Raw genomic sequence first — 15,326 nt, forward strand, 5'->3', positions numbered from 1 at the left:
AGCTCCTTGTTAACTTTATGAATTAAATTATTGTTTGACCAGTAAAGCTACCGCTTCACAAGCAATACCTTCGCCTCGCCCAGTAAAGCCTAATTTTTCAGTTGTAGTGGCTTTGACATTGACTTGAGAAATATCACATTGTAAATCCTCAGCAATATTAGCGCGCATTTGATCAATATAAGGACGCATTTTTGGCGCTTGCGCAATAATAGTGACATCAACATTACCGATTTGATAACCCAATTGTTGTATTTGACGAAATGCTTCAATTAATAAATGTCGGCTATTGGCGCCTTTATAAGCCATATCTGTGTCAGGGAACAATTTTCCGATATCGCCTAGCGCAGCTGCGCCTAATAAAGCATCCGTCAATGCGTGTAATGCAACATCACCATCAGAATGAGCGAGTAAACTTTTTGCAAAAGGAATACTTACACCACCAATAATGACAAAACCATTTCCATTATCAGTGAACGCATGCACATCAAAACCATGTCCAATTCTTATCATTTTTGCCACTCTTTTTGTTGTTGAAGTAAATAAAATTCGGCTAACGCTAAATCTTCAGGGCGCGTAATTTTAATATTGTCACTACGTCCAGCAATCAATTGCGGATGTTCCCCTAATAATTCCAATGCAGAAGCTTCATCAGTTACCGTAAATCCTTGCTGTTTAGCTGAAGCTAACGCTTTTTTTAATAATTGCGCTGGAAAAAATTGCGGTGTGAGTGCGTGCCATAAAAGTGAACGATCTTCGGTTTTCTCGATAAGGTTTGTAGCAGAAACGGCTTTTTTTATCGTATCTACGACAGGTTTTGCCAAAATCGCACCAGATAATGTTGTAACTTGTAATAATTTGTCTAAATCTTGGTGAGTAATACAAGGTCTAGCTGCATCATGAACCATCACCCACACATCTTGTTCATCAATCAATTGCAACGCATTAAACACCGATTGATCTCGAGTTTCTCCACCAACTACCCAAACGATTTTTTGATGTTCCTTCAAAGGAAAATCAGTCAAATAAGGATCATTTTCCGCTGTCGCCACAATAATCTTTTCAATGATTGGATAACTAAGTAATTTTTCTAATGTATGCTGTAAGATAGTTTTACCCAATAATGAAAGATATTGCTTTGGGCGATCAGATTGCATACGTGATCCGATCCCGGCAGCAGGCACAATGGCAAAAATACGGCGAGTAGATGTCATTGATGATAAATTCGTATTCATTATTTCTCTGATTTTAAAATTCGATAAAAGGTTTCGTTAGGTTTAACCATCTCGTAATTTCTTCTTGCTCTTTCTTCAACAGCAGAAAAACCTTGTTTTAAATCTAAGGTTTCTGCTTTTGCTTCTTGATTTAATTGGCTTTGTTTTTCATTTTTTACTTTTTGTTCGGCAATTTCGATCTGAGTTTGTTGATAAGTACGATAACCTGAATCGCCAAACCAGAAGTTATACAGAGCAACTAATAATAAACAAAATAAACTGACAACTAATAATCGCATGAAAAAGAATAGCCTAAGTAATCTAAGTAGAATTTAGTGGCACATAGTTTACCTTGAAATAGCGTAAAAGATAACAACCAATCAGGAAAAGCAAACTATTTATTATTAAATTTATGTGAGAACAAAGTAGCGTTGCCGATTGTTCGCTTTCCTTTGCTAAAGCCCTAAGGTAAGATAATTGGCTTATTTAGAACCAATTTTTCTACTTTTAGTTGTGAGTTTATGAAACCATTAAAGATTATTTTTGCTGGTACGCCAGACTTTGCCGCACAACATTTACAAGCACTATTATCTTCGCAACATCAAGTTGTTGCTGTTTATACTCAACCGGATAAACCGGCTGGTCGAGGTAAAAAATTACAACCAAGTCCTGTAAAACAACTTGCTCAGGCAAATAATTTACCCGTCTATCAACCAAAATCATTGCGTAAAGCAGAAGCACAACAACAATTACAACAAATTGAAGCTGATGTGATGGTAGTAGTGGCTTATGGTTTAATTTTGCCAAAAGCTGTATTGGATACACCACGTTTAGGTTGTTTAAATGTACATGGTTCTTTATTACCACGTTGGCGAGGCGCTGCACCAATTCAACGAGCTATTTGGGCTGGCGATAAAGAGAGTGGCATTACGATTATGCAAATGAATGAAGGGTTGGATACAGGCGATATGCTGTATAAAGTGGCTTGTCCAATTGACGCAACGGAAACTTCTGCATCACTCTATGCTAAGTTGGCAGAACTAGGGCCAAAGGCGTTAATTGAAGTATTAGATTATTTAGAAGCCGGAAAATATCCGCCAGAAGTACAACAAGATGAATTAAGCAATTACGCAGATAAATTAAGTAAAGAAGAGGCTAAGTTGGATTGGTCTTTATCAGCGGAACAATTAGAACGTTGTATTCGTGCTTTTAATCCTTGGCCAATTAGCTGGTTTGAAGTAATAGATAGCCAGCAACAGAAACAGACATTAAAAGTCTATCAAGCGACAGTTTTACCGCATCAAGCAGTTGCTGCCGGTACGATTGTACAAGCAAATAAGCAAGGGATTCAAATAGCGACAGCGAATGGTGTACTGAATTTAACGTTATTACAACCGGCTGGCAAGAAACCGATGTCAGCACAAGATTTGTTAAATGGACGCAGTGATTGGTTTGTTGTTGGTCAGCGTGTAAGTGAGTAACCATGAAACAGCAAAAACACGAGAAAAAATTAACATTACGTGCCGTAATGGCGGAAGTGATTTTACAAGTTTTGGATCAAGGTAAATCACTATCGGCGTTATTGCCTAGCACACAACAACAGATAAAAGCGCAAGATATTGCGTTATTGCAAGAGGTTTGTTTTGGTGTTTGTCGAGTATTACCGCGTTTAGAACGTATTATTGAAAAATTAGTCACCAAACCATTAAAAGGTAAAACTCGTATTGTGCACTGCCTATTATTGGTCGGTTTATATCAATTACTTTATACCCGTATCCCGGCACACGCAGCGGTTGATGAAGTTGTTAATGCAACAAAAGCTGTTAAAGCTGAATCTTTTCGTGGTTTAGTAAATGGCGTAATGCGTCGTTTTTTACGGGAACAAGAAGCTATTTTGGCGATAGTAGATAAACATTGGCAAACATTACACCCTGAATGGTTGGTGAATTTATTAAAACAACATTATCCAGAACATTGGCGCCAAATCGTTGATGAAAATAATCAAAAACCGCCAATGTGGTTACGAGTAAATCAACAACATACCTCACAAACGGCTTATCAAACATTATTAAATCAGCAACAAATTGACAGTGAAATTGCGTTGCCAAGGACGGCATTATGTTTAAATAAAGCAGTGGGTGTAGATCAATTACCACATTTTGCAGAAGGTTGGGTAAGTGTACAGGATCGTCATGCGCAATGGGCTGGCGAATTGTTAGAACCAGAAAACCAGCACTGTATTCTAGATGCTTGTGCGGCACCGGGCGGTAAAACGACACATATTTTAGAAATTGCTCCTCAAGCTCAGGTGTTGGCATTAGATGTAGAACAAAGTCGTTTACAGCGAGTAGCAGAAAATTTAAAGCGTTTGCAGCAAAAAGCAGAAATTATTTGTGGCGATGCTAGTAAACCAGAACAATGGTTAGCGCCAGAGATAATGTTTGACCGTATTTTGTTAGATGCGCCTTGTTCTGCCACTGGTGTTATTCGTCGTCATCCGGATATTAAGTGGTTGCGTCAAGCTAGTGATATTGCTCAATTAGCAGACTTACAACAAACAATTTTGCAAGCATTATGGCAACGACTCAAACCAAATGGCATTTTGTTATATGCTACTTGTTCTATTTTGCCTGAGGAAAATTGCCAGCAAATTGAACGTTTTCTAGCAACACATACGGATGCAAAATTGATCCCAGTACAATTAGCCACAACAGGTATTGATACTGGTTTTGGTTACCAATGTTTTCCAGCGCAAAACAGTGGTGATGGTTTCTTTTACGCAAAACTGATTAAACAAAGTTAAAGGTAAAACTTGTGAAAATTATCATTTTAGGTGCAGGACAAGTTGGTGGCACATTAGCAGAAAACTTAGTCAGTGAAGATAATGAAATTACCCTTGTGGATAATGATGCAGACCGCTTGAATCAGTTGCAGGATAAGCACGATTTACGGGTTGTGCATGGTAATGCGTCTTCACCACGAACCTTGCGTGAAGCTGGTGCAACTGATGCCGATATGTTAGTCGCCGTAACCAGTTCTGATGAAGTGAATATGATCGCCTGTGAAGTAGCTTACACGCTATTTAAAATTCCAACTAAAATTGCCCGTATTCGTAATTCAGAATATATTCGCGAAAAAGAAAAATTGTTTAAAAGCGATGTTATTCCTATCGATCATATTATTTCACCAGAGCAACTTGTAATTGAGGATATTGCCCGCTTAGTCAATTATCCAGGAACACTGCAAGTAGCCAATTTTGCCAATGATTTAGTCAGTTTGGCAGTAGTAAAAGCCTATTATGGTGGACCGTTAGTTGGTTATTCGATTGCGACATTACAAGATCATTTACCGCATATAGATGCGCGCATTGTTTCAATTTGGCGTCAAGATAAAGTGATTCGTCCGCAAGGTTCAACCATTATTGAAGCGGGTGATGAAGTTACTTTTATTTGTGCTAGTCAGCATTTACGAGCAGTAATGAGTGAATTACAACGTTTAGAGAAAAATTATCGCCGTATTATGATCGTTGGTGGTGGTAATGTCGGTTCTGGTTTAGCAAAAAAGTTGGAAAATGATTACAGCGTTAAATTAGTAGAACGTAATCAAAAGCGTGCAGAATTTTTAGCTGAAAAACTCTCAAAAACCATTGTATTTTGTGCAGATGCTTCGGATCAATCCTTTTTATTTGAAGAACATATCGAAAATATTGATGCCTTTATTGCTTTAACTAGCGATGATGAAGCCAATATTATGGCGTCATTATTGGCGAAACGATTAGGTACAAAAAAAGCAATTTCATTAATTCAGCGGATTGCCTATTTGCATTTAGTACAAGGCGGTACGATTGATATTGCGATTTCACCGCAACAAGCCACCATTTCCGCGTTATTAAGTTATGTGCGTAAGGGTGATATTGTAAATGTTGCGGTATTGCGTCGTGGTGTAGCAGAAGCACTAGAAATCGTTGCTCATGGTAATGAACAAACATCACAAGTCATTGGTCGTCCATTAAACCGCTTGAAATTACCGCAAGGAGTGATTATTGGGGCAATTTGTCGTCGTGGTGAAGTTTTAATTGCACAGCACGATTTGGTGATTCAAGAAGATGATCATGTGATCTTATTTTTACAAGATAAAAAGAATATGGCTGAAATTGAAAAATTATTCCAACCAAGTCCATTCTTTATTTAAGGCAATAGGCAGATTATGTTTAATCGACCATTTATCTTATATATTTTGGGTTCTGTCCTTTCTAAAATCGCTTGGCTAATGATTATTCCATTAGTGGTCACTTTTTTTCATAATGGGGACGGGCTAGTTGGTTTTTTAATTTGTATTGGTATTACCCATTTTGTTTCCTTTATTTTGACTCGTAAGAAACCGCAAGATATGCGGTTGCGGGTTAAAGATATGTTATTGCTTACCACATTAATATGGTTAATCAGTTGTGTATTTAGCGCTTTGCCTTTTATTGTTATTAGTGATTTTAGTTTTACCGATGCCTATTTTGAAACTGTTTCTGGTTTAACCACTACTGGTTCTAGTGTTATTGTTGATGTTAGCGATACTTCATCAGCATTGTTAATGTGGCGCTCAACCTTACAATGGATGGGAGGTTTAGGATTTATTGTGATGGCGGTAGCGATCTTGCCATTTTTAAATGTGGGTGGAATGACACTATTCCGCACAGAATCATCGGATAAATCTGACAAGCTTTTGCCACAAGCCAGAGATGTCGCAAAAAGTATTATCCAAATTTATTTATTTCTAACAACTGCATGTACTATTGCTTATATGTGGTCAGAAATGGATTTCTTTGATGCGATAAATCATGCTTTTACTACTATTTCTACTGGCGGCTTTTCAACACGCAGTGGTTCAATGAGTGAATTCAATAGTACAACACAATGGATCTGTACTCTCTTTATGTTCTTAGGTTCATTACCTTTTTTATTAATGGTACAAGCCATTCATCGTAAAAATATTTTCGTGTTATTTCGTGATCAACAATTAATGGGATTTTCCTTATTTGTGTTAATTGTTGGTTTCTTCACTGCCGCTTGGTTAAATTATGAAAATGTATTTAATTGGCAAGATAGCTTACGTTATGCTTTTTTCAATTTAATCAATATTATGTCCACATGCGGATTTAGCTTAGGTAATTTTGATACTTGGACTGCAACAACCACAATGGTGTTTACAGTGGCATTTATTTTAGGTGGTTGTTCTGGTTCAACAACTGGGGGAATTAAAATCTTCCGTTTCCAAATTATGTTCCAAGTACTAAAACATCAAATATTACGTTTAATTCATCCTAATAGTATTTCAGCAGTCCATTACAATCGTCATGTTGTATCTAGTGAAACCGTATTTGGTATTGTCGGTTTTATTTTTAGTTATTTTATGATTATGGCGATTTTGGCGGTATTAATGGGAATGTCAGGAATGGATTTTCAAAGCGCTTGGAGTTCTGCAGCAACAGCAATTGGTAACGTTGGTCCTGGATATGGTAATCAGGTAGGCGCATCAGGAAATTTTTCAACCATTCCAACTTTTTCAAAATGGTTAATGATTTTAGGTATGTTATTAGGGCGCTTAGAAATTATGACAATTTTAGTTTTATTGTTCCCACATTTCTGGAAAAAATAGGATGTTACAAGAAAAAATTTTTTGTAAAAAAATTGTATGAATCTCACAATAAAAATATAATTAGCGCCGCTTTTTTAACATTTATTTTTTAACATTAAATTTAGGAGTATTTATATGAGTTTCTTAAAAGAATTCCGCGAATTTGCAATGCGCGGTAATGTTGTTGACATGGCTGTCGGGGTAATTATCGGTGGTGCATTTGGTAAAATTGTAAGTTCGTTAGTCGCTGACGTAGCGATGCCAATTATTGGTTTATTAGTTGGCGGCGTAGATTTTAAAGATCTTAAAATCGTATTACGTGGTGCGGTTGGTGATGTGCCTGCAGTTACTTTAAATTATGGGATGTTTATTCAAACTGTGTTTGATTTTATCATCATTGCGTTTGCTATTTTCGTAGCAATTAAAGCAATGAATAAATTAAAACGTGAAAAACCAGCAGAAGAACCAAAACCAGCTGAACCATCAGCAGAAGAAAAATTATTAACAGAAATTCGTGATCTATTAAAAAATAAATAATTAAGGATTTTATGCAGAATACACCAACACAAGTAAAACCAAACTTTATTGCTAAACTGATATTTGCCAGCCGTTGGGTACAATTACCGATTTACCTTGGTTTAATTGTTGTCCAAATTGTTTATGCCTATAAATTTTTAAAATCATTATGGCATTTGGTGTTTAATCTTAATCAGATGGATGAAAACACTATTATGTTGGCGGTATTAAATCTCATCGATGTAGTAATGATTGCGAATTTATTAGTGATGGTGTTAGTAGGCGGTTATGAAACCTTTGTTTCTAAATTAAATACTGATAATCATCCAGATCAGCCAGAATGGTTAGATCATGTGAACGCCTCGGTGTTAAAAATTAAATTGTCGATGGCTATTATTAGTATTTCCTCTATTCATATGCTGCAAACCTTTATTAATGCCGGCAATTTGCCAGAAAAGCAGATTATGTGGCAATTATTCCTACATTTAGGCTTTTTAGCTTCGGCATTGGCGGTCGCTTATACTGACAAAATTTTGTATAGCACCACGCATAAAAATCACTAATAAAAATCCTCCGAACTTGTGTATAAAGTCGGAGGATTTTTTTAAGGAATCAAATGAAGAAATATATTACTTTAATTGCGCTATTTTTGGGGCAAGGACTAACAGGTTCGATTATTTCTTTGTTGATTTTAACTGCAACATTAGTCGGTTTACAGCTTTCACCTAATTCATATTTAACGACATTGCCAATTACTGCGACCGTATTAGGATCCGCAGTGATGGTTTATTACGCTTCTAATTTGATGTCTTATTATGGCAGACGAAAAGCTTTTATCATTGGTAGTGTAATTGGTTTATTTGGCAGTATTTTGGCTTGTGCAGCGATCTATTTTTCTTCATTTTTTCTATTTGTTATTGCGGCATTAATTTTAGGTGCTGCTACCATTTTTAATCAATATTATCGTTTTACTGCCGCAGAAGTTTTTGCTTCTGAGTTAGCGAAAAAAAGAGCTACCGCATTAATTATTGGGAGCGGTGTTATTGGTGGCTTTTTAGGACCTTTTATTGCCACGCAAGGCGAATATCTTTTTGCACAATATCCGTTTTTAGGTTCTTTCTTGTTTGCCGCAATTATTTTTATTTTGGCGATGATTTCGCAATTATTTATTTTTATTAAAGAGATTAAACACAATAAAGCAAAATCATCAGCAATTGATAAGCAGTTGTTTTACTCTACAAAATTTATCCTAGCTACTATTAGTTGTGCCTTTGCTTTCGCTATTATGACGTTAATTATGAATGCCGTACCATTAGCAATGCACCATGTATCATTAACTACGGCGCAGAGTGCAAGTGTATTGCAATGGCACTTTTTAGCGATGTATTTGCCAGCATTATTTTTGCCGTTTGTCTTAGAAAAATTAAAAACCCTTCATTTAATCCAATTAGGTGCATTCTGTTTTATCTTTGGTAATCTTGCGGCTTTCTCTTTAGATAATTATTGGGGATATATTATTACTTTAGTCTTTGTTGGGCTTGGTTGGAGTTTTATGTTTACTGGTGGGACATTTATTGTCAATCAACTCTCTGATGAAAGCAGTAAACATAAATTACAAGGCATGAATTCATTAATTACCTATTTATTAAGTCTAGTTGCTTCGCTATCTGTAGGTTTTATTATGAGTTATGCTGCAGGATGGTTAGTGGTTAATATATTAGCAATGATTATTATGGTAATTACTTCTTGCTATTTATTGTTAAAAAGAAAGTTATTTTATTAATTTACGCCCATCTTCATAAAATAAGTAGCAGATAGGCAAGAATCATAATCTGTATGCGATAGTTTGTTTATAAATTACATTTTCCTGTATCCCATTTTGGGTTTTGGTAGCCGCATTCAGCAGGGTGAAATCTTATATATCCTTTATTAAACATACAAGATTCAAAAGACTTATATAAGCCCTTATTTTCTATATATGTTAACTCTTCATCACCATATTTACTTCCACAATTTGTAGCATCTTTCCAACGTTGTTGTGAATCAGTTTTTCCGATAGATTCTGGTTTTTGAAAACGAGCTATTATTGGAAATATTTTTCCTTTATCTACACATGAAACCATTTGTGGACTAATCCAACAGCCTTCAGCATAAATACAGCCTTGTAAAAACAAAATAAATAATAATGGAATTAAGGCTTTCATATTTAATTACCTCCTAGTTGAGATAGGATTTCAATAAAATCAGCTGAAATCAGATTTGCCATAGCAAATGGTGTAGCTACAGGAATAGCAACAATAGTTGTTACTTGACTTGCTTTAGATTGTATTGAGTTTTTTTCAGCAGTATTTCCTTGATTGTTATACCAACCCCAAATTTGACCACCTAAGAAGAATTATTTGTATATATTATTGAAAATATAGCCTTTATGTTCCATACATAAAGTAAATTCATGCACTATATTTTGATTAGGATATCTTTTATATAAGTCATAAAATATGCTTTTTCTATAATCAATATTATCTCCATATTTTCCAAGGCAAGTTTTCATATCTATAAGTTTTTGTTCATCATTAACTTCACTTTTCTGGTAAGAATCAAAATCACTTTTATATTTAATATTGCAATTCGCAGCTTGGGGAGTATAAAAACAGCCATCCTTATTATTGTAATAACAAGATGTTATTACAATAAATGTAGCTAAAATACCTAATTTTTTCATCTTAATATTCCCCGAGCTTTAATAGAATTTGTAAAAAATCTGGAGATATTAAATCTGATATAGCAAATGGTGCAGCAGCAGGAATTGCTGCTATTGCTGTAACAGATGAAATTTTTCCATCATATTCATTAGGGTTATCGGGTAGATCTCTACCACGAGTAGTGTTACCAACTTCATCATATAAACCCCATATCTGTCCACCTAATATATCATGTGTTCCTGCAAATGATTCAACAATGAGATCTTTCCAATTACCAGCCTGATAAATTCCGAACATTTCTCCTTGAACAGATTGGAAACCGCCTGTTAGCCCATACATTTCTTTGGCAGCAGGATTCAAATCTGTATTAATAGCATCTTTTAATGTAGGAATTGATTTTCCACTAATAGATATACCACCAATATATTGATAGCTACCATCAGGATTTACAGTGCAACGCCTATTATCTACACCACAAATTGCATCTAAATCTATCCGTACCCCGCCTAATTTAACACCATCAAAATAACCACTATCGTAAGAATCATTGCGTAATACTTCACCTGTTTTTGCATCAATAATCCCTTTAAATTTTCGTGAATTGGCAAGGCTTTCTTCACGCATTTTAGTGGCAGCTAATTGTAATGTACCCTGTGTAATGGCAAGATCTGGTGAACCAGCAACAATACCTACTACAGTTTCAAGGAGTCGTTTTTGATACTGTAATTTATAAATTTGTTGGTATAAAACAGTTTTTTCTTCTTCTGTTTTTGCCGCTTTAATCTGTTTTCTTAATTCGGCTTGTTTTGGTAAAACATAATTATCAATAGTTGAAAAAGCATTTTTACGAAAATCTTGAGTGACTTTCACTTGGATATTTAACTCTTTTAATACCTTTTCTTGATCAAAGTGGTTGGTTAATTTGCTGCTATTTTTTTCCACTTCATCTGTGGTAAGTGTAGTTTGCACTTTAGTAATAGTGTCGTTTACAGATAAACCTGTTTTATTTAATTGCGCTTCAGGATCACGAATAATCATATTCGCCGTACCAATCCCCGCTGTTGTCGTAGAAGATTGTTGCTCTTTATCTTTGCCTAATCCAACTGATGTTTTACTAGTAAAAGAATCTCGTCCAGTGGCTAATTTAGCTTGATTAGCTTCTCTAGCAGCAGTGTGGCTAGCTGTGGTTTCTTTACCTGATTTATCAATAAATAAAGGTTCACCTTTTTTATTAGTGGCTTGTTTATCACTTTGAGCTTGTCCTTTATCTGCTAATGGCGTAGCAAAATTCATTGCCACAGAACCTCCAATTGCAAAAGCTGAGCCTTGATGTTCACTATAGTTTTGTAGATCTTCTGCTTGGATAGTACCAGTTGCGAATTGATTTTTACCTTGTAGTTCTGCCGCTGTAGTCGCCGTAATCACTCCACCTTTTAAATCGGTATGATTGTTGATGTCCACATTAAAGCCACCATCATCAGCTAAAATGCCTGATTGTTGATTAACACTGGCATAATCAGCATTGATCTTAGACTGATTATAGTTGCCCGATAAGGAAGCACCGTAACCTACGGTCATTTGGGCAGAAGTTTGTTTTTGTTTGCCTTGATAAGTTGCCGTATCTTGTAGGCTGGTAATATTTAGGTTATTCGCTTGAACCTTAACACTATCACCAACGACTTGTCCGCCTTGAATCGAGAGATCTTCACCTGAAATCAGTGTTGTTTGACTCTGTTTATCACCAATATGGCTATTTACCCAAGTGGTTTCCTCTCCATTACTATAACCTTTGCCAGCATTACCGCCTGCGGTAATCCCTAAAGAGGCGCCACCAGCACTGTTATAATTTACTGCCACGCCAGCATTCCAACCACTTGATTTATTTTGGCTTTGCTCTGAATGTGTTTGTTGTTGCGCAGTAATATCAAGATTGCCTTGTGTTAGCAAAGATGTGCCTTGCTGTCCTGCAATGTCAGATCCTTTTACCTGAATGTAAGAGGAATCTTTATCGCCAGTGGTTAACACATTAACCTTACCAGCAGCATTTACTTTACTACGATTGGCGGTTGTCGTTTCTGTATGAATGGTTTGTTCATTTTTCTGTTTTCCATACCCTACACTAATTCCGATATTTTGTGTTAGACCTTGAACACCTTGGTTAGCTATCTCGGAGGCAACATTACCAACCACATCCGCTGTATTGGCTAAATCAAAGGCAGCATTAATGGCAGCTAGCGCATTAATACGATTATCTTTGGCGTCGCCAACTTGGGCTACTGATTTCGCCGTTTGTTGAATTTGTTGTGTAGCTTGTACTATTGGAAGATTGATACCAAAGGTTAAACCACTCTGTTTAAAGGTATGCTGATAATCGTGGATAAATTTATCTTCTGTGGCGGTAATGTCTACTTTTTTCGCCAGAATAGTGATATCACCCTCGCCCGCAGTAATACGGCTACCTTGTTGGCGATAACTGTCATTGGCGGCAAGATAAATATCGCCTTGTAAGGCACCAATTTGACTGCCTTGATAGTAAGTTTGCTGATTAGCAGTGTCAGTAGCTTGTTTGCGACTACCAATAGTAAAAGCGAGACTGCCACCACTCATTAAGCCAGATTTTTTCTCCGCATAAAAATCATCTTCTTTTCTGGTATTTTTAGCCGCTGAAATATCAAGCTCTTGAGCTTGTAATGTCACATTTTTGTCTGCAACAATTGTACTGCCTTCAACAGCAACTTTGCCTTGATTTGCCAGCAGGTGAACATTATTGCCTGCTAATTGAGAACCTTCCGTTAAATCATATTGGTGATCATGTTTAGTAATGATAGTGGTACGACTTAGCAGACCTTTATCCGTATGTTTGATGCCTGAAGAGAGTTGCTCTTGTTTTCGTGCTGCATCGACATGGATATCACCTTGTTGACTAGCCAGAATAAGATCCTTTTTCGTATCAATCTGGGTACCACGTAAATTAATATCTTTTTGGGCGAGTAAGGTAGTGTTGCCTTTTGCGGTCAATGTGGTCGCAATATCATTATGTTGATCGAGTTTCCAATAATTGTCAGCATCCATAACATAATGTTCTTTATTGATTTCTGCTTGAGTACCTAATGTCAAATTACCGCCGATATAAAGTGTTGCATTGTCAGTGTTTATCTTGACCGCATTAAATTGCGCATCACCTTGTGTAGTAAGAGTTAAATCATTTTTGACCTTCAGTTGTGCTTGTTGATCAAGTTGGCGACGATAAAAGGTGCCATTATCTTGATTCTCACTAAAACGACTTTCAATCAGAATAGTATTAGCCGCTAAATTGAGGTTATTGGCAGTTAAAGTTCCACCTTGTTGATAGAAACGATTGGTGATGTTGAAATTCAGTTGATCGGCGGTGATAGTGCCATAATTCTCCAAGTTTTGTGCAGAAATTTGTGTTAAATGACGTCCTGCAACCAACCCGCTATTTTTCACTATCCCATCCATAGCCATATCAATCTCTCTTGCAGAGATAATAGCGCCTGTTGGCTGAACATCGACATCACGTTTGACGAGATAGACTTGCGGAACTAACACTTGAAGTTGAGAACCATCTTTTAACGTGACAGTTTGTGGCGCAAGCCATACCATATCTTCGGTTAATTCCTGCATTTGGGCAGCACTTAATGCAACACCCGGAATAAGTTGATAACGTTGTGCATAACGAATACCGGCATCCATTAACGCTTTATATTGCTCATAATCAGATGTGTAATTACCTAAGAAGCGTTGTCCTGTTAGCTGGTTAATTTGCTCATTGACTAACCGTTGTTCATAATAACCATCGCCAAGGCGTTTTAGCATGGTTTGTGGATCTGCACGTAGTGCATCAAACATATAATCTGAGCTTAACCATTGGCGTTTATTAGTAAAGCGCGGATCGGTTTCAACTAATACATGGCTGTTAGTGGCAAGATTTAAACGATATAAACTTGCTTGAGGCAATAACTGATTTGGTAATACTGCACGTATGTGAGGTACCGCACTCAATGGCGTACTTTGAGTGAAATCCACCTGTAAATTATTTAATGCGGCTTGTTGAGCAATAGTTTGCTGACGAATCGCTGTTCCCGTTGGTTGAATAGCCTGTCCGATAGTGTTATCTACAATCTTAAAGTTAAAATATTCAATCGGATGAATATGATGGTAATCTTGATAATTCTCTGAACGATGTCCATAACGAGGTCTGATAGGATTTTTGTCTTTATAAGCAACCTTCATAAAACTCTGACCATCATCTCGGCGATGAATCTCACCAATTAAATCTTCATTGATTAATTGAACATTATTGGCTGTTAAGGTTTCATTTTTAGTATTTTTCCTAAATTGTTGTTCGCCTAAGGTTAATGCTTTCCCCACTAAAATTTGGCTATATTGGTTGTGAAGTTGATCACCATTAAGTGAAAGATTGCCTGCAATCAGAATTTTAGCGGGGTCGCGATGTTCGATGGTAGTGGTATCAGTTGTTCTGGTATATTCCCAACCAAACCAATCATTTTGGGAGGGACTACGGCTGCCATCATAAAAGGCAAACCAAGCTTTTCTACTTCTCCTTGTCCAATCCAATTCGCCCTCAACGCCTTGACGATAACGTCGACTATTATTATTTTGCGCATATTCTTCGAATTTTTCTTTATCTGTGTGAATACCAAGACGTAAGTGTAAATCGTGATTCCATAAGCGTTGCGTATTGATATTACCATTTCCCAACGCTTCAATCGTTGCACTACCATTATCCACAAAAGTCGCTTGTCCAGTAGCATGATAACGATCATCCAATGCACCACCGATATAGAGATTACCTTGACTTAAAATCAGAGCATGATCGTAATTGGTTAGGGTACCTACACCGAGATCTAGCCGTTCGCGTGCGGCAATCGTCGCGGATTGATCGGCTTCTGGGAGATTATTGAGTGTATGTGATTGAATCGCTAATTGATCACCATAAATTCTACCACTGCCAAGATTATCTAATTGATCAGCAAAAATAATATTTTTGACTCCATCAATTAAACCACGATTAAGTAAATACTCGGTTTTTAACAGCGTTTTTTGGGAACTTAATTCACTTTGCACTGGATTTTCAATGGATTTGGCTTCAATTGTTAACCCTTTTCCGGTAACGAGTTGTGTTTGATTGGCAAAATGGTTATCGACTTTTAGAGTCAGTTTACCGTCGACAGTAATTGGTGTATCTAAGCGGAAGTTATTATGAATTGAGAGTTTCGCATTAGCC

The 15,326-nt window shown here is 36.6% G+C and carries 13 protein-coding genes; 7 read left to right on the top strand and 6 right to left on the bottom strand.

Translation table 11 applies throughout. The annotated features are described in order from the left end of the window. Positions 1-27: 27 nt before the first annotated feature. Genes ispF through ftsB form a run of 3 tightly spaced genes read right to left on the bottom strand, consistent with a single transcriptional unit; the run spans position 28 to position 1,510 of the window. On the bottom strand, positions 28-510 hold the full coding sequence (gene ispF, locus QS62_RS02270) for a 2-C-methyl-D-erythritol 2,4-cyclodiphosphate synthase (RefSeq protein ID WP_066105297.1): 483 nt from the start codon (positions 508-510) through the stop codon (positions 28-30). After that, a complete protein-coding gene (gene ispD / locus QS62_RS02275) occupies positions 507-1,211 on the bottom strand; it encodes a 2-C-methyl-D-erythritol 4-phosphate cytidylyltransferase (RefSeq protein ID WP_197496255.1) in 705 nt (234 codons plus the stop codon). Before ispD ends, ispF begins: the two co-directional genes overlap by 4 nt. A 20-nt stretch (positions 1,212-1,231) precedes the next feature. Continuing rightward, complete coding sequence (ftsB, locus tag QS62_RS02280) at positions 1,232-1,510, bottom strand: cell division protein FtsB (RefSeq protein WP_066105303.1); 279 nt, start codon at positions 1,508-1,510, stop codon at positions 1,232-1,234. A 222-nt stretch (positions 1,511-1,732) separates the two neighbouring features. On the opposite strand from ftsB, the gene fmt reads away from it, so the two are divergent. From fmt to QS62_RS02315, 7 genes are all read left to right on the top strand, one after another. Further along, positions 1,733-2,692, top strand: a complete 960-nt coding sequence (fmt, locus tag QS62_RS02285; RefSeq protein ID WP_066105306.1) for a methionyl-tRNA formyltransferase — start codon at positions 1,733-1,735, stop codon at positions 2,690-2,692. A gap of 2 nt (positions 2,693-2,694) precedes the next feature. After that, complete coding sequence (gene rsmB, locus QS62_RS02290; RefSeq protein WP_066105309.1) at positions 2,695-4,014, top strand: 16S rRNA (cytosine(967)-C(5))-methyltransferase RsmB; 1,320 nt, start codon at positions 2,695-2,697, stop codon at positions 4,012-4,014. 11 nt (positions 4,015-4,025) lie between these two features. Next, a complete protein-coding gene (trkA, locus tag QS62_RS02295) occupies positions 4,026-5,402 on the top strand; it encodes a Trk system potassium transporter TrkA (RefSeq protein WP_066105313.1) in 1,377 nt (458 codons plus the stop codon). 15 nt (positions 5,403-5,417) lie between these two features. After that, positions 5,418-6,860, top strand: a complete 1,443-nt coding sequence (locus QS62_RS02300; protein WP_066105316.1) for a TrkH family potassium uptake protein — start codon at positions 5,418-5,420, stop codon at positions 6,858-6,860. A gap of 114 nt (positions 6,861-6,974) precedes the next feature. Next, the gene (gene mscL / locus QS62_RS02305) at positions 6,975-7,376 is read left to right on the top strand and encodes a large-conductance mechanosensitive channel protein MscL (RefSeq protein ID WP_066105319.1); all 402 of its coding nucleotides are present in this window, start codon (positions 6,975-6,977) and stop codon (positions 7,374-7,376) included. A gap of 11 nt (positions 7,377-7,387) precedes the next feature. After that, positions 7,388-7,918, top strand: a complete 531-nt coding sequence (locus tag QS62_RS02310; protein WP_066105320.1) for a TIGR00645 family protein — start codon at positions 7,388-7,390, stop codon at positions 7,916-7,918. A 53-nt stretch (positions 7,919-7,971) separates the two neighbouring features. Continuing rightward, positions 7,972-9,138 carry an MFS transporter gene (locus QS62_RS02315; protein ID WP_066105323.1) on the top strand — a complete coding sequence of 389 codons (1,167 nt, stop codon included), beginning with the start codon at positions 7,972-7,974 and terminating at the stop codon, positions 9,136-9,138. Positions 9,139-9,205: 67 nt separating this feature from the next. Here the strand turns inward: QS62_RS02315 and QS62_RS02320 are convergent, their stop codons facing one another. From QS62_RS02320 to QS62_RS02330, 3 genes are all read right to left on the bottom strand, one after another. Then, complete coding sequence (locus QS62_RS02320; RefSeq protein WP_066105328.1) at positions 9,206-9,559, bottom strand: hypothetical protein; 354 nt, start codon at positions 9,557-9,559, stop codon at positions 9,206-9,208. Between the two features lie 191 nt (positions 9,560-9,750). Further along, positions 9,751-10,077, bottom strand: a complete 327-nt coding sequence (locus QS62_RS02325) for a hypothetical protein (RefSeq protein ID WP_066105331.1) — start codon at positions 10,075-10,077, stop codon at positions 9,751-9,753. Between the two features lies 1 nt (position 10,078). Next, positions 10,079-15,326 (bottom strand): hemagglutinin repeat-containing protein (locus QS62_RS02330; protein ID WP_197496254.1); only part of this gene is annotated, 5,248 nt, incomplete at its 5' end.

The organism is Gallibacterium salpingitidis (assembly GCF_001678495.1).
In the GTDB taxonomy this organism is placed as follows: Bacteria; Pseudomonadota; Gammaproteobacteria; order Enterobacterales; family Pasteurellaceae; genus Gallibacterium; species Gallibacterium salpingitidis.

Excerpts from the sequence above, each read along its gene's own strand:
- ispF (WP_066105297.1), bottom strand. The coding sequence starts at position 510 with ATGATAAGAATTGGACATGGTTTTGATGTGCATGCGTTCACTGATAAT.
- ispD (WP_197496255.1), bottom strand. The coding sequence starts at position 1,211 with ATGACATCTACTCGCCGTATTTTTGCCATTGTGCCTGCTGCCGGGATC.
- ftsB (WP_066105303.1), bottom strand. The coding sequence starts at position 1,510 with ATGCGATTATTAGTTGTCAGTTTATTTTGTTTATTATTAGTTGCTCTG.
- fmt (WP_066105306.1), top strand. The coding sequence starts at position 1,733 with ATGAAACCATTAAAGATTATTTTTGCTGGTACGCCAGACTTTGCCGCA.
- rsmB (WP_066105309.1), top strand. The coding sequence starts at position 2,695 with ATGAAACAGCAAAAACACGAGAAAAAATTAACATTACGTGCCGTAATG.
- QS62_RS02300 (WP_066105316.1), top strand. The coding sequence starts at position 5,418 with ATGTTTAATCGACCATTTATCTTATATATTTTGGGTTCTGTCCTTTCT.
- mscL (WP_066105319.1), top strand. The coding sequence starts at position 6,975 with ATGAGTTTCTTAAAAGAATTCCGCGAATTTGCAATGCGCGGTAATGTT.
- QS62_RS02310 (WP_066105320.1), top strand. The coding sequence starts at position 7,388 with ATGCAGAATACACCAACACAAGTAAAACCAAACTTTATTGCTAAACTG.
- QS62_RS02315 (WP_066105323.1), top strand. The coding sequence starts at position 7,972 with ATGAAGAAATATATTACTTTAATTGCGCTATTTTTGGGGCAAGGACTA.
- QS62_RS02320 (WP_066105328.1), bottom strand. The coding sequence starts at position 9,559 with ATGAAAGCCTTAATTCCATTATTATTTATTTTGTTTTTACAAGGCTGT.
- QS62_RS02325 (WP_066105331.1), bottom strand. The coding sequence starts at position 10,077 with ATGAAAAAATTAGGTATTTTAGCTACATTTATTGTAATAACATCTTGT.